General features: G+C 72.7%; 14 protein-coding genes. 6 read left to right on the top strand and 8 right to left on the bottom strand.

Features of this window, described 5'->3' with window-relative positions:
* Positions 1 to 8: 8 nt before the first annotated feature.
* A complete protein-coding gene (locus ABZU91_RS20460) occupies positions 9 to 659 on the top strand; it encodes a metal-dependent phosphohydrolase (RefSeq protein ID WP_355242540.1) in 651 nt (216 codons plus the stop codon).
* On the opposite strand, the gene ABZU91_RS20455 is transcribed toward ABZU91_RS20460, so the two are convergent.
* Positions 637 to 912, bottom strand: coding sequence for a DUF4031 domain-containing protein (locus ABZU91_RS20455; protein WP_355242537.1), 276 nt, complete (start codon positions 910 to 912; stop codon positions 637 to 639). The two genes, ABZU91_RS20460 and ABZU91_RS20455, sit on opposite strands and share 23 nt — an antisense overlap.
* 56 nt (positions 913 to 968) lie before the next feature.
* Between ABZU91_RS20455 and ABZU91_RS20450 the strand changes: the two genes are divergently transcribed.
* Positions 969 to 2,369 (top strand): FAD-linked oxidase C-terminal domain-containing protein, encoded by a 1,401-nt coding sequence (locus tag ABZU91_RS20450; protein WP_355242534.1) that lies wholly within the window; start codon positions 969 to 971, stop codon positions 2,367 to 2,369.
* 10 nt (positions 2,370 to 2,379) lie between these two features.
* Here ABZU91_RS20450 and ABZU91_RS20445 read toward each other — a convergent pair whose 3' ends face one another.
* Complete coding sequence (locus ABZU91_RS20445) at positions 2,380 to 2,919, bottom strand: hypothetical protein (protein WP_355242531.1); 540 nt, start codon at positions 2,917 to 2,919, stop codon at positions 2,380 to 2,382.
* 89 nt (positions 2,920 to 3,008) lie between these two features.
* Positions 3,009 to 4,838 (bottom strand): glycerol-3-phosphate dehydrogenase/oxidase, encoded by a 1,830-nt coding sequence (locus tag ABZU91_RS20440; protein WP_355242528.1) that lies wholly within the window; start codon positions 4,836 to 4,838, stop codon positions 3,009 to 3,011.
* A 141-nt stretch (positions 4,839 to 4,979) separates the two neighbouring features.
* Here ABZU91_RS20440 and ABZU91_RS20435 point away from each other — a divergent pair, with 141 nt between their 5' ends.
* The 3 genes from ABZU91_RS20435 (at position 4,980) to ABZU91_RS20425 (ending at position 8,808) form a co-directional block, all read left to right on the top strand.
* Positions 4,980 to 7,511, top strand: a complete 2,532-nt coding sequence (locus ABZU91_RS20435; protein ID WP_355242525.1) for a S8 family serine peptidase — start codon at positions 4,980 to 4,982, stop codon at positions 7,509 to 7,511.
* A 39-nt stretch (positions 7,512 to 7,550) separates the two neighbouring features.
* Entirely contained in the window at positions 7,551 to 8,486 is a 936-nt protein-coding gene (locus ABZU91_RS20430) for a GNAT family N-acetyltransferase (RefSeq protein WP_355242522.1), read from the top strand.
* Between the two features lie 76 nt (positions 8,487 to 8,562).
* Positions 8,563 to 8,808: a hypothetical protein gene (locus ABZU91_RS20425; RefSeq protein ID WP_355242519.1), complete on the top strand. Its 246-nt coding sequence runs from the start codon at positions 8,563 to 8,565 to the stop codon at positions 8,806 to 8,808.
* Positions 8,809 to 8,866: 58 nt separating this feature from the next.
* Here ABZU91_RS20425 and groL read toward each other — a convergent pair whose 3' ends face one another.
* The 3 genes from groL to ABZU91_RS20410 form a co-directional block, all read right to left on the bottom strand.
* On the bottom strand, positions 8,867 to 10,489 hold the full coding sequence (groL, locus tag ABZU91_RS20420) for a chaperonin GroEL (protein WP_355242516.1): 1,623 nt from the start codon (positions 10,487 to 10,489) through the stop codon (positions 8,867 to 8,869).
* A 270-nt stretch (positions 10,490 to 10,759) separates the two neighbouring features.
* Positions 10,760 to 11,986 carry a hypothetical protein gene (locus ABZU91_RS20415; RefSeq protein WP_355242513.1) on the bottom strand — a complete coding sequence of 409 codons (1,227 nt, stop codon included), beginning with the start codon at positions 11,984 to 11,986 and terminating at the stop codon, positions 10,760 to 10,762.
* 118 nt (positions 11,987 to 12,104) lie between these two features.
* Entirely contained in the window at positions 12,105 to 12,308 is a 204-nt protein-coding gene (locus ABZU91_RS20410; RefSeq protein ID WP_124815530.1) for a cold-shock protein, read from the bottom strand.
* A 283-nt stretch (positions 12,309 to 12,591) separates the two neighbouring features.
* Between ABZU91_RS20410 and ABZU91_RS20405 the strand changes: the two genes are divergently transcribed.
* Entirely contained in the window at positions 12,592 to 13,122 is a 531-nt protein-coding gene (locus ABZU91_RS20405; RefSeq protein ID WP_355242510.1) for a GNAT family N-acetyltransferase, read from the top strand.
* Positions 13,123 to 13,328: 206 nt separating this feature from the next.
* Here ABZU91_RS20405 and paaN read toward each other — a convergent pair whose 3' ends face one another.
* Both paaN and ABZU91_RS20395 read right to left on the bottom strand, forming a co-directional pair.
* A complete protein-coding gene (gene paaN, locus ABZU91_RS20400; protein ID WP_355242507.1) occupies positions 13,329 to 15,002 on the bottom strand; it encodes a phenylacetic acid degradation protein PaaN in 1,674 nt (557 codons plus the stop codon).
* 51 nt (positions 15,003 to 15,053) lie between these two features.
* A complete protein-coding gene (locus tag ABZU91_RS20395) occupies positions 15,054 to 16,073 on the bottom strand; it encodes a GNAT family N-acetyltransferase (protein ID WP_355242504.1) in 1,020 nt (339 codons plus the stop codon).
* Positions 16,074 to 16,273: the final 200 nt, after the last annotated feature.

Genomic DNA, 16,273 nt, shown 5'->3' with positions numbered 1-16,273 from the left:
CTCGGGCGGTGGCGGATCTGCTGGACCGGTGGCGGGCGGCGGCCCACGCCGCCGGTGCGAAACCCGACGAGCGCATCATCCGGGCCGGTGAACAGCTACTCGCCCGCTGGGGGGAGCCGCACCGGCACTACCACACCGTCGCGCACCTGGGCGTCGTCCTCGATGTGGTGGACCGCCACGCCGGGCTGGCCGGGCGGCCGGATCTGGTCCGGTTGGCGGCCTGGTGCCACGACGCGGTCTACGACCCACGGGCCGCCGGCGACGCCAACGAACGGGACAGCGCGGCGCTGGCCGAGAGTCTGCTCACCGGGCTCGGGGTGCCGGCGCCCGCCGTCGCCGAGGTCCGCCGGCTGGTCCTGCTCACCGCCGGGCACCGGGTCACGCGGGACGACGCCGACGGTGCCCTGCTCTGCGACGCGGACCTCGCCGTGCTGGCCGGCCCGCCGGCCGCCTACGACCGCTATGCCGCGGCGATCCGACGGGAGTACGCCCACGTGCCCGAGCCGGCCTTCCGGAGCGGACGGGCCGCCGTGCTCACCGGGCTACTGGAGCTACCCACGCTGTTCCGGCTACCGCCGCTCGCCGCGCGGTGGGAAGCGCCCGCCCGGGCCAACCTGGGCCGGGAGCTGGCCACTCTCACCGGGTCGGCGGCGCACTGAGGTGCTTCGGGCGACGCAGACCGGCGTCGCGGAGCAACCGGACCAGCTCCCGGCTCGGCACCACCCGGGCACCGAGCCACACCGCCGAGGCGAACCGGTCGGCAGGGATGTCGTAGTGGTCCCGGTCGAAGCCGCGCCGGGGCGCGCCCAGCGCCTCCGCGAAGGCGTGCAACTCGGCGTAGGAGACGTCGCTGATCAGGTGCGACCACAGCCGACCGCGCGCCGGCCACGCCGGCCGGTCCAGGTAGAGCATGCCGCCGAGGCTAGCTCGCGTTGATGATCGGTGGCCGGCGACCTAGCCTCGGCGGCATGGCCCCCACCGGACTCCTCGACGACCTGCGCGCCGCCCTGGGCGAGAACGCCGTGCTCACCGACCCGGACCTGCTGCGCGTGCACCAGCGCGACGAGGCCGACCTGTGCGCCGCCGGCGTACCCCTGGTGGTGACCCGCCCCCGCACCACCGAGCAGGTGGTCGCGGTGATCCGGGCGGCGGCACGGTACGGCGTACCGGTCGTGCCCCAGGGTGCGCGGACCGGCCTGGCCGGCGCGGCGAACGCGGTGGACGGTTCGGTGGTGCTCAGCACCGTCGCGATGGACGAGATCCGGGAGATCGACCCGGTGAGCCGGATCGCCGTCGTCCAGCCGGGCGTCGTCAACGCCGCGCTGGCCGGGGCGGTCGCCAAGCAGGGCCTCTGGTACCCGCCGGACCCCGGCTCCTGGGAGTCGTCCACCATCGGCGGCAACGTGGCCACCAACGCCGGCGGCATGTGCTGCGTGAAGTACGGCGTGACCACCGAGTACGTGCTCGGCCTGGAGGTGGTGCTCGCCTCCGGCGAGGTGCTGCGCACCGGTCGGCGTACCGCCAAGGGGGTCGCGGGCTACGACCTGACCCGGCTCTTCGTCGGCTCGGAGGGAACCCTCGGCGTGATCACCGAGGTGACCGTGGCGCTGCGGCCCGCCCCGGCCGAGTCGCTGACCCTGGTGGCGGTCTTCGGCTCCACGGCGGCGGCCGGCACGGCGGTGGCCCAGATCGCCGCCCGGGGTCTCACGCCGAGCCTGCTGGAACTGCTCGACCAGACGCACCTGCGGGCGATCGAGGCGTACCAGCCGATGGGTCTGCGAACCGACGCGCAGGCCCTGCTGCTGGCCGCCGCCGACACCGGTGGCCGGGCGGCCGACGACCTGGCCGCGCTGGCCGAGGTGTGCGAGGCGGCCGGCGCCGAGGAGGTCTACGCGGCCACCGATGCGCTGGAGGCAGCGGCGTTGTTGCAGGCCCGCCGGCTCGCCCACCCGGCGATGGAGAAGTTCGCCGCCGAGACCCACCCGGGTGGCAGCGGCGGTCTGGTGATCGACGACGTGGCGGTGCCGCGGGGCGCGCTCGCCGCGCTGCTCGACGGGGTGGCCCGGATCGCGGCGGACTGCGACGTGCCGATCGGCGTGGTGGGGCACGCCGGGGACGGCAACATGCACCCGAACATCGTCGTGGACCGGGCCGATCCGGCGAGCGTGGAGCGGGGTCGCCGGGCGTTCGACGAGATCATGCGGCTCGGCCTGGACCTGGGCGGCACCTGCACGGGCGAGCACGGGGTGGGCCTGCTCAAGCGGGGTTGGCTGGCGCAGGAGATCGGCCCGGTCGGCGTCCGGGTCCACCAGGCGATCAAGTCGGCACTGGACCCGACCGGCCTGCTCAATCCCGGCAAAGTGCTCTGACGGGCTGCCCTCAGCCCTGGACCTCGGCGGGCGTCGCCTGGGTGAGCAGCAACAGGATCTCGCCGGCCACCGGCGGGCGTTCCTCGCCGGGGCAGTCCTGCGAGCTGATCAGCCCGGACGAGGTGAGCAGGCTCGACGTCAGCGCGTCGATACAGGTGGTCCGGTACCGCCGGACCTGGTCGGTCTCCTCGGCGAGCCGAGGATCGGCGAGGAGCACCTGAAGCCGCTCGGTCTGCTCCGGCGCCAGCCTGCCCCGGGAGGTGACCCCGTCGCCGGCACAGTCGAGGCACTGCCACGAGCCGTCCCGCTCGACACTCAGGGTACGCAGCGGGGCGTCGGCGCCGAGGCGCTGAAGCAGGCTGACCTGCCCCTTAGCGACCGTCGTCGGGACCTCGGGGGACGACCCGCCGGCAGCCGAGCCGGGCGGCGGCGGGGCGGCCGGTGTGTCGGCGGCGTCGTCGCGGCCGAGCAGCGAACACCCGGCCGATGCACCGACGAGCACCACACCGAGAAGAGTGGCGAGCAGACGAGGGCGCGCGCGGTTAGGCACGCGCGGAAACCTACCCCACCGTAGGTAGCGTTCGAAACCACCATCCGGGCCGCTATCGCTTGTTACCCCTCGGTAGCGTTACATTCCGGTCATCTGGCGGTCGACCGCAGCTCCGCATGATCGTCGCCGCCCCGGTCCGCGGCGTATCCGCGTGCGTCCGGCACACCGAGTCGGGCAGCGTCCGCTCCGGCGTCGTCCGGCATGAGCTGGGACTGGCGCTCCGCCTCGACCCGCGCGCGATAGTGCTCGACCTCGCGGGCCCGCGTGGCCGCGTCCCACCCGAGCACCGCACCCATCAACTCGGCGGTGTGGTCCGCCGACTCCAGCCCACGGTGGCTCGTCTCGAACGAGATCCGGGTACGCCGCGTCAGCACGTCCTCCAGGTGCAGCGCCCCTTCGGCCCGCGCCGCGTAGGTCACCTCCGCCGCCAGGTACTCCGGGGCGCCGGCCAGCGGCGACGCGAGCAGCGGCTCGGCATCGACCAATGCCAGCAGGTCGAGGGTGAGGCTCCCGTACCGCTCCAGCAGGTGCTCCACCACGCCCACCGGAACGCCGTGCCGCCGGGCCAGGTCGGCCCGGTCCCGCCACAGTGCGGTGTACCCGTCGGCGCCGAGCAGCGGCAGGTCGGCGGTCCGCGACTCGCGGCCGCCCCCCAACCGGCGTACGGCCCGGTCGACGACGTCGGACGCCATCACCCGGTACGTCGTGTACTTGCCGCCGGCCACCAGCAGCAGCCCGAGCATCGGCTCGAACACCGCGTGCTCCCGGGAGAGCTTCGAGGTGGAGTCGGCCTCGCCGGCCAGCAGGGGGCGCAGCCCGGCGTAGACGCCCTCGATGTCGGCGGTTGTCAACGGCCGGTCCAGCACGGTGTTGACCTGCTGCAACAAGTAGTCGATGTCGCGCGCCGAGGCCGCCGGGTGGGACCGGTCCAGCCGCCAGTCGGTGTCCGTCGTGCCGATGATCCAGTGCCCGCCCCACGGAATCACGAAGAGCACCGACGTCGCCGTACGCAGGATGAGCCCCGTCTCCCCGGTGATCGCCGAGCGGGGCACCACCAGGTGCACCCCCTTCGAGGCGCGCACCCGGATGCCGGGCCGCAGGCCCACGTCGTTGAGCATCCGCGACATGTCGTCGCTCCACACACCGGTGGCCGCGATGACGGTACGGGCGTGCACCTCGAACTCCGCGTCCGGTGAGCCGGCCGGGGCCTCCAGGTCGCGGACCCGGACACCGGTGACCTCTCGCGCCTGCCGGATCAGCCCGACGGCGCGGGCGCTGCTCACCACCGTGGCGCCAAGGCTCGCGGCGGTGCGGGCCAGGGTGACGACCAGCCGGGCGTCGTCGACCTGCCCGTCGTAGTAGCGGATCGCACCGGCCAGGGCGTCGGCCCGCAGGCTCGGGAAGATCCGCCGCGCGCCCTCCCGGGTCAGGTGCCGGTGCAGCGGCATGCCCCGGCCACCGCCGAAGATCCCGGCGAAGGCGTCGTACGCGGCCACGCCCGCGCCGTAGTACGAGCGACGGAAGATGCGCGCCGGCAGGTCCCGCAGCCCTCGCCCGGCGGGCAGGGGCACCAGGATCGGCACCGGGCGCACCAGGTGCGGCGCGAGCCGGGTCGCCAGCAACCCTCGCTCGGTCAGCGCCTCGTGGACCAGGTGGAACTCCAACTGCTCCAGGTAGCGCAGCCCGCCGTGGATGAGCTTGCTGGACCGGCTAGACGTGCCCGAGGCGAGATCCCGCGCCTCGACCAGGGCCACCTTGAGGCCCCGGGAGGCCGCGTCCAGGGCAGCACCGGCACCGGTCACCCCACCCCCGATGACCAGCACGTCGAAGCGCTCGGCGCGGAGCCGGCGCAGGTCTGTCGTACGGCGGATCGGCGAGAGTTGCCCGGCGACGGATCGGGAGACATTGGGGTCACGCACTCATCCACCGTAACCGCCGTACCAGCCGGTCGACATGTGCCGCCCGCCCCGCCCCCGGTCGTCCGGCCGCAGATCTTGGACAGGACCCGCCCGGCTGACGGAAACTGTTCAAGATCTTCGAGGTGGTCGTAAAGTTCTCGGATGCATGGTGAGCCCGCGCGTTCCGTAGCCGGCGACCGCAGCTCCCCGTGGGCGGTGGTCGCGGCCGTGTTCGTCGGCTGCTGGATCGTCGCGGTCACGGTGGCCACCCAGACCGGCGGCTGGCTCACCGATCAGGTGCTGCTCGGCTTCGGACGGGACCGGGTGGGCTGGCTCTGGCCGGTGCTCGGCCTGGCCACCGTGGTGCTGGTCGGCACGCCCGCCCTGCTGCTGACCGTGCTGCCCCGCTCGACCACGATCCGGGCCACCGGCCGGGTCTGGTTGGCTGCCGCGCTCACCCTCGGGGTGCTCACGTTGCTGCGCGTCGTGCCGCCCGTGCACCACGAGGCGTACCTCGCCGCGCTGACCGCCACGACGCTGCTCGCCGCGCTCGCCGTGCGCTGGTCGTGGCGTCGGCGGGCGTACCCCGGGACGGCTGGCCTGGTCGACGGCCTGGCCCGGCGCGACGAGGGCGACGCCGCCAGCACCGAGGCCGCCGGCAGCGCGGAGCCCGCGCGTGGCTCGCGCCGGCCGGGCACCGTGTCGCTGCTCGCGGTCGCCGCCGGGCTGGCGTTGCTGCTGCCCTGGGCCTGGCTGGGAGCGCTCGGCGGGCTCCTGGAGACCGTCCTCGCGCTGGTGGCCGCCGCCGCCCTCGGGGTGCTGGCGGCGACGCTTCTGGACGCCGCCCTGTGGTCCCGGTTCGCGGTCGGTCGACCGCCCCGGCCGGCCCGGCTGGTGCTGGTCGGCGGCCTGGTCGCCGGTGTCGCGCTGCTGCTGCTCGCGGCCGGGGCGGGCCAGTCCGGCGCTCAGTTGCCCGCTCTGCTGACCCTCCCGCCGACGGGCTTCGCGCTCGCCGCGCTCTGGGCCGCGACCTGGCATTTCACCGCCGAGCCGGCCGCCACCCGGCAACCCGTCGGCGATTCGACCGAGCAGGTTCGCGGCGGACGGGCGGCGACCGGCTGGCTGGTGGGCCTGGCCGCGCTCGGGCCGCTGGCGTTCACCGACCCGGAGGAGATCACCCTGCTCCTGGTCGGCACCCGCGACGTGCCGTTCTGGGTGGCGGCGGCCGCCGCCGCCGGGCTCGCCGTGGCCGTCCTGGTGGCCATCGGGTACGCGGTGCTGCTCGCCCGGCCGACGGCCCGTGTCCCGAGCCGTCGGATGGCGGCGGCGACCGCCCTGGTGCTGCTGGTGGCGTTCGGTGTGGTCGACGTCGGGCCCGGTCAACCCGGCCTGCACGGCGAGCGGCTGCTGGTGGTGCTGCGCGAGCAGGCCGACGTGGGCGGCATCCCGGCCGGCGCACCCGGGCAGGCCGGACGGGACGCCCGGACGGCGGAGGTCTACCGGCGGTTGGTCACGACCGCGGACCGCACCCAGGCCGACCTGCGCCGCACTGCGGAGCGTCTACGGCTCGACCCGGTGCCGTACTACCTGGTCAACGCGGTCGAGGTGGACGGTGGCCCAGCCGTGCGCGCCTGGCTCGCCCGACGGCCCGAGGTGGCCCGGGTACTGGTCAGCCAGCGCCTCCGGCCGCTACCCGCCCCGGCGGGGCAGACCCGCGGCACCGCGCCGGCACCCACCGGTCCAGAGTGGAACATCCGGCAACTCGGCGCGGACCGGGTCTGGTCTCAACTCGGCGTGACCGGCAGGGGAATCGTGGTCGGCAGCTCCGATTCCGGCGTCGACGGCGGCCATCCGGCGCTGCGGGCCGGGTTCCGGGGCGGCGACGACTCCTGGTACGACCCGTGGGACGGCACCCGGGCACCGAACGACCAGGGCGGGCACGGCACCCACACGGTGGGCAGCGCGGTCGGGCGGGACGGCATCGGCGTGGCACCGGACGCGCAGTGGGTGGGCTGCGTCAACCTGGACCGCAACCTGGGCAGCCCGGGGCACTACCTGGACTGCCTCCAGTTCATGCTGGCGCCCTTCCCCGCCGGTGGTGACCCGTTCACCGACGGTCGGCCCGAACGCGCCCCGCAGGTGCTGACCAACTCGTGGGGCTGCCCCTCGATCGAGGGCTGCGACCGGGACACGCTGCTCCCGGCCACCACGGCGCTCGACGCGGCCGGCATCTTCGTGGTCGCCGCCGCCGGCAACACCGGCCCGTGGTGCGCGTCGATCGACGACGCTCCCGCGCCGTACGCCAACGTGCTGACCGTGGGCGCGGTGGACGCGCAGCGCCGGGTGGCGGAGTTCTCCTCGCGCGGGCCGGTGCCCGGCGGCGCGGGCAAGCCGGACGTACTGGCACCCGGCGTGGGCGTGGTGTCGGCCATGCCCGGCGGCGGGTACGCGGCGCTGGACGGCACGTCGATGGCGACCCCGCAGGTGGCGGGAGTGGTGGCGCTCATGTGGTCGGCGAACCCGACGCTGATCGGCGACCTGCCCCGGACCCGGCAGATCCTGCGGGACACCGCCACGCCGGCCGAGCCCACGTACCGCTCACGCAATCCCAGCGACGCCTGCGGGAGCCCGGCGAACGTCACCGGCGCCGGTCAGGTCGACGCGTACGCCGCCGTGCGCGCCGCCCGAGGGTGAGCAGGGCGGGAGGCGACGGGTGATCTAGGGTCGGCGACCATGGACGCCGAGATCACCGTCACCGAACTGGCCCTGGACCTCGTGCCCACCGTGGCTCGGCTCTGCGCGCAGGCGCTCGACCTGCCGGAGGACGCGGCCGAGGCGGACGCGATCGTGGACGTGCTCTGGCCCCGGGCCGCCGCCGACCGGCCGGTGATCGGGCTGGGGGCGTACCGGGGGGACGATCTCGTCGGGGTGCTCATCGGCTCGGTGTCGCCGACCGAGCCGGGCATCGGGCACGTGGACCTGGTGGCCGTACTGCCGGGTCAGCGCCGCCGGGGCGTGGGCCGTGCGCTGCTCGCCCGGGCCGAGCAGGCCCTCGCCGGGCACGGCGTGACGGAGGTGCTGCTGGCCGGAAGCCCGCCGTACTACGCCTGGCCGGGCATCGACGTGCGGTACACGCCGGCGGTCTGCGCGGCCCTGGCGCTCGGCTACCAGCAGGACCGGACCGCCTGGAACATGACCGCGGACCTGTCGTACGACGGGTCGCCGGCGCTGCGGTCGACGACGGCCGCCGAGGAACGGCTGGCTGGGCAGGGTGTCACGGTACGCCGGGCGGAGCCGGCGGACCTGCCGGCGCTGACCGCGTTCGCCCGGTCCACCTTCGGCGGGGCCTGGGACGGTGAGCTGGCGGGATCGGTGGGCCGCGAGGGGGCCGGCTGCCACCTGGCGGAGCAGGCCGGCGAGGTGCTGGGTTTCGCCGCCTACGGGTCGTCCCGGCCGAGCTGGTTCGGGCCGATGGGCACCGCCCCGGCCGCCGAGGGCTCGGGCATCGGCGGGGTGCTGCTGCGGCGCTGCCTACGGGACCAGCGTGCGGCCGGGCTGGACCGGGCGGAGATCGGCTGGGTGGGGCCGGTGCCGTTCTACTCGGGCAGCGCGGGTGCGCGGATCGAGCGGGTCTTCTTCCTGTACCGGCGGACGCTGCCGACGCCATAACAGGCAAATGGGACATTGATCCATTCGCCCGCGTCGGGCATCGACGCCCCCTACCGTTTCGGTAGAGGAGGCAGCCATGACCACGGATGACGACCAGACCGAGGACGGCCCGCCGATCACCTGGAAACCGGTCGGTGAGCTGCCCGGTCAACTGCCGTTCGACCGACTGGACTACGGCGACGCCGAGCAACTGGCCGAGATGACCACCGACGGTCAGCCGGCGACCGAGGAACCGCAGGAGATGGTGGACGCGCCGATCCAACTGCTGCCGCCGTACGACCGGGCGCAGAAGCGCCGCAACCAGCGACCCCTGCCCACCTGACGACGAACGGGGCGGACCGCGTCAGCGGCCCGCCCCGTTCGGTGTGTCGGAACTGGACTCAGAAGTCCATGTCCCCGCCACCCGGGCCAGCCGGGGCAGCCGGGGTCTTCTCCGGCTTGTCCGCGACAACAGCCTCGGTGGTGAGGAACAGCGCGGCGATCGACGCCGCGTTCTGCAGCGCAGAACGGGTCACCTTGGCCGGGTCGATGATGCCCGCGGCCAGCAGGTCGACGTACTCGCCGTTCGCGGCGTTGAGACCGTGACCCGCCTCGATGTTGCGGACCTTCTCCACCACGACGCCGCCCTCGAGGCCGGCGTTGACGGCGATCTGCCGCAGCGGGGCGTCCAGCGCGACCTTGACGATGTTGGCACCGGTGGCCTCGTCGCCCACCAGGTCCAGCTTGTCGAAGGCGGTCTTACCGGCCTGCACCAGCGCGACGCCACCACCCGGGACGATGCCCTCCTCGACGGCCGCCTTCGCGTTGCGAACGGCGTCCTCGATGCGGTGCTTGCGCTCCTTGAGCTCGACCTCGGTGGCCGCGCCGACCTTGATCACCGCAACGCCACCGGCCAGCTTGGCCAGCCGCTCCTGCAGCTTCTCGCGGTCGTAGTCGGAGTCACTCTTGTCGATCTCGGCCCGGATCTGGTTGACCCGGCCCTGGATCTGCTCAGCGTCACCGGCACCGTCGACGATGGTGGTCTCGTCCTTGGTCACCACGACCTTGCGGGCGCGGCCCAGCATGTCGACGCCGACGGCGTCGAGCTTGAGGCCGACCTCCTCGCTGATGACCTGACCACCGGTGAGGATGGCGATGTCGGCAAGCATGGCCTTGCGGCGGTCACCGAAGCCCGGCGCCTTGACGGCGACCGACTTGAAGGTGCCCCGGACCTTGTTGACGACCAGGGTGGCCAGAGCCTCGCCCTCGATGTCCTCGGCGATGATCAGCAGCGGCTTGCCCGACTGCATGATCTTCTCGAGGATCGGGAGCAGGTCCTTGACCGACGAGATCTTGCTGTTGACGATCAGGAGGTAGGGGTCGTCGAAGACGGCCTCCATGCGCTCCGGGTCGGTCATGAAGTAGGCCGAGACGTAGCCCTTGTCGAAGCGCATACCCTCGGTGAGCTCCAGCTCCAGCCCGAAGGTGTTGCTCTCCTCGACGGTGATGACGCCTTCCTTGCCGACCTTGTCCATCGCCTCGGCGATGATCTCGCCGACGCTGCTGTCACCAGCGGAGATGGAGGCGGTGGAGGCGATCTGCTCCTTGGTCTCGACGTCCTTGGCGAGCTTGGACAGCTCCTCCGAGACGCTCGCGACAGCAGCCTCGATGCCCCGCTTCAGGGCCATCGGGTTGGCGCCGGCGGCCACGTTGCGCAGGCCCTCGCGAACCAGGGCCTGGGCCAGGACGGTCGCCGTCGTCGTGCCGTCACCGGCGACGTCGTCGGTCTTCTTGGCGACCTCCTTGACCAGCTCGGCGCCGATCTTCTCGTACGGGTCCTCGAGCTCGATCTCCTTGGCGATGCTCACACCATCGTTGGTGATGGTGGGGGCACCCCACTTCTTCTCGAGCACGACGTTGCGGCCCTTGGGGCCGAGGGTCACCTTCACGGCGTCAGCGAGCTGGTTCATGCCCCGCTCGAGGCCGCGGCGCGCCTCTTCGTCGAACGCGATCATCTTTGCCATACGGCGTTGTCCTCCTGGACACTCACGGCCACCCGAGTGTGTGTCCCGGATGGGCCGCCTGGTTTACGCACCTTGGGACGTCGCCACCAGGCGACGACGACGTCCTCCGGTCGGGCCGGATAGCCCGCGACGACCGGCCATGTGCTGCCCCGGCGTCTCCACACCGGCACAACCAGGCCCCACCGTCCCGACCATTGGCACTCACGGTACGCGAGTGCCAATGACTTGTTTAGCACTCTCACCTGCCGAGTGCAAGCACGATGAGCTCGGTCAGCCGAGTTCCGCGGCCAGTGTGGCCGCGTTCACGGGCCCTTCGTGAGCACGTTGCTCGGCGTACGTGATCAGCAGCCCGACCAACTGGACGAGGTGGGCCGGCAGGGCCAGCACCGCCGTGAGGCCGATGACCGCCACCACCCCGACCGCGGCACCCGGGGACGCGAAGGGATCCGCGCCGAACGCGGCGGTACCGGCCGACTCCAGGATCCCGGGAACCATGGTTCCGATGATCACCGCGACACCCACCAGGGCCACCCGACCGAGCAGCATCCCGAGCCGGTCGTGGAACATCCGGAACGAACGGCCGATCGGGTTGTCCCGCTCGAACAGGTAGACCGGCCCGGCCATGCTCAACGCGAACGCCAGGTAGATGCCCGGCAGCACGCAGAAACAGACTCCGACGCCGATGAGCAGGCTGACCAGCAGCGTCCAGCCCCACACGCCGAGCGCCCGACGCAGCCCGTACCGCAGCGCCGCGTCGAGGCGGGCGGGTCGGCCGGCCGCCTGCTGGGTGATCACCCAACTACCCGCGGCCCAGCCCAGCGCCTGCACGAGGCCGATCACCAGGCTGCCGCCGACCAGCACGACGACGAGGGTCAACAGGCCGGTGGCGAAGTTGTCCGGAAGCCCGCTCGGGTTCGTCTCGGCCTGCGCCTCCCAGGCGGGCGACGGGTCCACACCGAACGAGATGACCGAGAGCACCGCCGCCGGCAGCACCTGCGTGAGCAGCATGATCGGCACCAACTGCCGCCAGCCCCGGCGCAGCGCGCCCCAGAACCGCTCGAACCAGGCACCGATGCCGGCACCGGGCGGAGTGATGAGGGGGTCGTTCGGGTCGAGGCCGTGACCCGGCGGGTACCAGCCGACCGGCGCCCCCGGATACCACGGCTGTCCACCGTAGGGGCCGGCCCCCGGCGGGTAGCCGCCGACGGGAGGGGAGGTCCAGCCCGGCGGCGGCCCGGCGTGCTGACCCCAGGCTCCCTGCGCGGGGTCCCAGCCCGGCGGCGGACCGACGGGCTGCCCCCAGGCGTCCGTCGCGGGGTTCCAGCCCTGTGGCGGCACGCCGACGGGTGGCATCGCGACGCCGGGCGAGGGCGGTGTGCCCGGGGCCGCGCCGGACGAGGGCGCCGTGCCGGAGCCTTCGGCGGGCGGGTTGGGGTCGGACGGGCCCGGCTCACCCGGCCCGGAGGGCGTGGCGGGTGGCGGCGTCTGGTCGGTCATGAACCCTCCTCAGCATCGGCTGGAACGGTTCACGATCTTCCAGGGCGGGCGTCCGCGCCGCAGCCCCGACTCGCCAGCCGATCGGGGCGAACCACCGGCGGGTAGATCGGGGAACCGGTCAGCCGATGACGCGGACGTGCTCCGCCTGCGGACCCTTCTGGCCCTGGGCGATCTCGAACTCCACCCGCTGACCGTCGTCGAGGGCCTTGTAGCCGTCCATCTCGATAGCAGAGAAGTGGACGAACACGTCCTGACCGCCGTCCACGGCGATGAAGCCGTAGCCCTTCTCGGCGTTGAACCACTTCACGGAACCCTGGGCCACGGTGCACATCCCTCACTCTGCGCGGCGTTGCCTGCCCGGACGTCCGGCACGCCGGACACCCACGGACCACCGCCACAGCGATCGACGACGACCGCTGAAAGAGGTGATCGAAATCGCACGCTACACGAGCAGTGACGGTCGCGCACGACCACAAATCGGGCATGGTCCAGGGCGCCTCGAACGCGCTGACGGATTCATGACGATGGTTGCCTTTGACCGCATGTAGGCGATCTGGCCGCCGTTGATCGCGGTGAGCGTCCGGCCCTGTGGTAGGCATTCGGACATGACCACCGACACGGGCGGTCCGGCCCTGCGGCAGGCGCGGATTCACCGGGTACGGCCGCAGGACGCCGCCCGGATGCGGGCGCTGCGCCTGGAGATGCTCGCCGACGCGCCGTTGGCCTTCCTGGAGACATTGGCGGACGCTGCGGCCCGACCGCACAACGAGTTCGCCGCCCGGGTGGCGTACACGTCGACCGGTCCCCACAACGCGCAGTTCGTCGCGGACCCGGGCGGCCGGCTCGTCGGGCACGCCGGCGGAACGGTCGCTCCGAACGAGCCGGGGCTGACCGTGATCTATGCCGTGTACGTCACGCCGACGTGGCGGGGCCGCGGGCTGCTCGGCGAGCTGATCGACGGGGTGGCCGCCTGGTCACGGGCGTGCGACCGGCCGGAACTGCTGCTGGAGGTGGTGGTCGGCAACGATCGCGCCTACCGGGCCTACCAGCGGCTGGGCTTCGAAGACACCGGCGTACGGGTCCCCCACCCCACGATCCCCGCCCTGACCGAACTCCAGATGCGCCGAACAGCATAAAGAGAACTCTTCCCAAGGCAAGACCACGAAGATCTCCCACCCAAAGCCGGAGCGTCAGGCGACAACCGTGCCCACAAAAGGGTTTCCGGGGCAGCCCGCCCCGCGCAGGGATCAAGCCTGACCGCCCGGAGCGGGGCGGGCTGCCCCGGAAACCCCAACCGCGACCAATCACGCACCGCCCCGGAAACCCCCACCGCAACCAAAGATCAGGCAGGCCGCCGCGACTGCACGATCCGGAACCGATTCGCCACGTAAGCCCCGTCGGTCAGCGCCGAGTTGGCCGCCGCGTTGGCGCCGCTGCCGTGGAAGTCGGAGAAGGCCGCCGACTGGTTCACGAAGACACCGCCGGTGAGGTTGCAGGACAGGTGCACTCCGACCTCGACGGCGACCGCCTCGGTGGCGTCCAGCACCGCTTCGTCGGTCGAGTAGACCCCGGCGGTGAGCGCGCCCTTCTCGCCGACCGTCCTGCGCAGCAGCTCCAGGCTGTGCGCGGTGGAGTCGGTCGCGATGGCGAACGAGATCGGCCCGAACCACTCCCGGCCGTACGTCTGGGCGTCGTCCGCGGTCAGCTTGACGATCGTCGGGGTACGCACCACCGCGTCGGCGTACGACGGGTGGGCCACCGTCCGCGACTCCAGGACCGGCTCGCCGACCTTGGTCACCTCGGCCAACCGCTCCAACACCCCGTCGTTGACGATCGCGCCGGTCAGCTCGACACCCCGGGCCGGGTCGGCGGTCAGCTTGCCGACCGCCGCGGCGATTCCACCGGCCACCTCGTCGAAGCTCTTGTGCCCCTGGTCGGTCTCGATGCCCCCGGCCGGGATGAGGATGTTCTGCGAGGTGGTGCACATCTGACCGCTGTAGAGGGTCAGGGTGAAACCGAGGTTGCGGCACATGCCGGTGAAGTCGTCGGTGGAGTCGATCACCACGGTGTTGAGGCCGGCCTTCTCGGTGTAGACCGACGCCTGCCGGGCGTGCGTCTCCAGCCAGTCGCCGTACTCGGTGGAGCCGGTGAAGTCGACGATCTTGACGGACCGGTGCAGCGCCAGGTCGCTGGCGAGCTTCTCGCCCGGCGCCTCGGCGGCCAGCAGGATCAGGTTCGGGTCGAAGCCGGCCTCCGCGAGGACCTCCCGCGCGTACTTCACGGTGATCGCGAGCGGCAGCACCGCGCGCGGGTGCGGCTTCACGATCACCGGGTTGCCGGTGACCAGCGAGGCGAACAGCCCGGGGTACGAGTTCCACGTCGGGAAGGTGTTGCACCCGATCACCAGCGCCACACCACGGGGGACCACGTGGAACGTCTTGGTCATCCGCAGCGGGTCGCCCTTGCCGGCGGCCTTCTCCCAACCGGCGGTGCCCGGGTGCCGGGTCATCTCGGCGTACGCGTACGCCAGCGCCTCCAGCGCCCGGTCCAGCGCGTGCGCGCCGCCGGCCTGGAACGCCATCACGAACGCCTGCCCGCTGGTGAACTGCACCGCGTTGGCCAGCTCGAAGATGTGCTTGTGCAGCCGGTCGAGGATTTCCAGGCAGACACCCACCCGGGCCTGCGGACCGGCGTCGCGCCACGCCGGCAGCGCGGCGGAGGCGGCGGTGACCAGCTCGTCGGTGCCGGCGTGCGGGTACCGCACCGCCAGGTCGACCCCGAACGGGCTCGTCTCGGTGGTGATCCGCCCGCCAGCGCCGGGCTGATCGAGCGGAAAGTCACCACCGAGGTACGCCTCGAAGGCGGCCTTGCCGTCGGCGGCGGCGGTCTCGCCGTACACGCGGGGGCTGGGGGACTCGGGATAGGCGGACCAGTAACCCCGCTCCGTGATCGCGGTCAGCGCACGGTTGAGGGTGTCGGCGTGCCTGTCGTACAGGGAATGCGGGGTCTCCGTCATGCCCGCCATCATGCAACAGCCCGGTCGGCGAGCAGTAGGGGCGGATACCCGTCAGAGGGTGAGCTGCCAGTTGTCCCAGGCGTCCACCGGGCGGAAGCCGAGCTGCTTGTTGATCGCCACCATGTAGCTGTTGCTGGCCGCGTTCCAGGTGTCGACGACGCGTACCGCGGGCTCGTGGGTGAGCAGATGGTGCAGGTTCTCCGCCTTGGCGATGAGGCCCAGCCGGTGGCCACGGTGGGTCGGGTCGACGATGGTGATCTGCTGGAACGCGTGCCAGTCGACGGAGGCGCCCACGTCGAGCAGGGTCCAGGCGACCAGCCGGCCCGACGCCTCGTGCAGCATCCCGAGGTGGTAGCGCCGCCTACCCCGGGCGTCCAGGGCGCGCTCGTTGCCCCGGATGCGCTCGGCGTCGACCTGTTCCGGTTCCCACTGCACGTCGCCCAGCGGCGCGTCCGTCATGAGCCGGCCGTCCAGGTAGGCGACGTCCGCGACGTACTCGGGTGGGGTGGTGCCCTGCCAGGAGACGGACCGGTAGCCCTTGGCGTGGGGCTGCGCGTCGGCCAGGGCCGCCCGCAGCGCGAGCCGGTCGATGTCGGCGATGGTCAGCCGGCGACGCACCTCGGCCAGCGCGGAGTGCGCGCCCATCGCGGCGGCGAACGCGTGACCCGCCACCGGTCGGGCCGGACCGCCGGGCAGCGCGGAGACCGTCATCGCCGTCACCCGTTTGCGGTCGTGCTGGCGCAGCAGGCGTACCCCGTACTCGTGCAGGGCCCGGCCGACACCACGACGCCGCAGGTCCGGATGGACCTTCAGCTCGGCGGTGGCGTTGTCGGTGTTGTCGAGCTGCGGCAGGTCGAGCTGGAGGTAACCGGCGGGCGCACCGTCCAGGCGGGCCAGCGCCCAGAGCGAGCGGGTGCCGGGCATCGGGGCGTGGAAGAACCCGTCGAAGCGTTGCCGGCAGGACGGTGGGAAGTCGGGCAGGTCGGCCTCGGTGGCCGCCGCTCCGATCCGGTACGCCTCGTCGACCGCGGCCCGGTCGGTGCCGTCGAACGGCACGATCGTGATGCTCATGCCGGTGAGCCTGACAGCCGCAAAAGCGACAGGGCCAGCGATTATTCGCTGGCCCTGTCGGACGTGGTCGGGAGGGGCATTCGCACAACGCCTCCGGCGTTGGGTCGCAAGAACTTCAAAAGTCTTCGGCGAAATGCCCTCCCGCACGGAGCATCTTGCGCCGTCCGGTTCCTGCCGTCAAGTCCAGAGCGGCGGGTTTT

Source organism: Micromonospora sp. NPDC005174, from assembly GCF_040608495.1.
In the GTDB taxonomy this organism is placed as follows: Bacteria; Actinomycetota; Actinomycetes; order Mycobacteriales; family Micromonosporaceae; genus Micromonospora.
This window is presented reverse-complemented; position numbering and strand designations above follow the sequence as displayed.

Excerpts from the sequence above, each read along its gene's own strand:
- ABZU91_RS20435 (WP_355242525.1), top strand. The coding sequence starts at position 4,980 with ATGCATGGTGAGCCCGCGCGTTCCGTAGCCGGCGACCGCAGCTCCCCG.
- ABZU91_RS20415 (WP_355242513.1), bottom strand. The coding sequence starts at position 11,986 with ATGACCGACCAGACGCCGCCACCCGCCACGCCCTCCGGGCCGGGTGAG.
- ABZU91_RS20455 (WP_355242537.1), bottom strand. The coding sequence starts at position 912 with ATGCTCTACCTGGACCGGCCGGCGTGGCCGGCGCGCGGTCGGCTGTGG.
- ABZU91_RS20430 (WP_355242522.1), top strand. The coding sequence starts at position 7,551 with ATGGACGCCGAGATCACCGTCACCGAACTGGCCCTGGACCTCGTGCCC.
- ABZU91_RS20405 (WP_355242510.1), top strand. The coding sequence starts at position 12,592 with ATGACCACCGACACGGGCGGTCCGGCCCTGCGGCAGGCGCGGATTCAC.
- groL (WP_355242516.1), bottom strand. The coding sequence starts at position 10,489 with ATGGCAAAGATGATCGCGTTCGACGAAGAGGCGCGCCGCGGCCTCGAG.
- ABZU91_RS20450 (WP_355242534.1), top strand. The coding sequence starts at position 969 with ATGGCCCCCACCGGACTCCTCGACGACCTGCGCGCCGCCCTGGGCGAG.
- ABZU91_RS20425 (WP_355242519.1), top strand. The coding sequence starts at position 8,563 with ATGACCACGGATGACGACCAGACCGAGGACGGCCCGCCGATCACCTGG.
- paaN (WP_355242507.1), bottom strand. The coding sequence starts at position 15,002 with ATGACGGAGACCCCGCATTCCCTGTACGACAGGCACGCCGACACCCTC.
- ABZU91_RS20395 (WP_355242504.1), bottom strand. The coding sequence starts at position 16,073 with ATGAGCATCACGATCGTGCCGTTCGACGGCACCGACCGGGCCGCGGTC.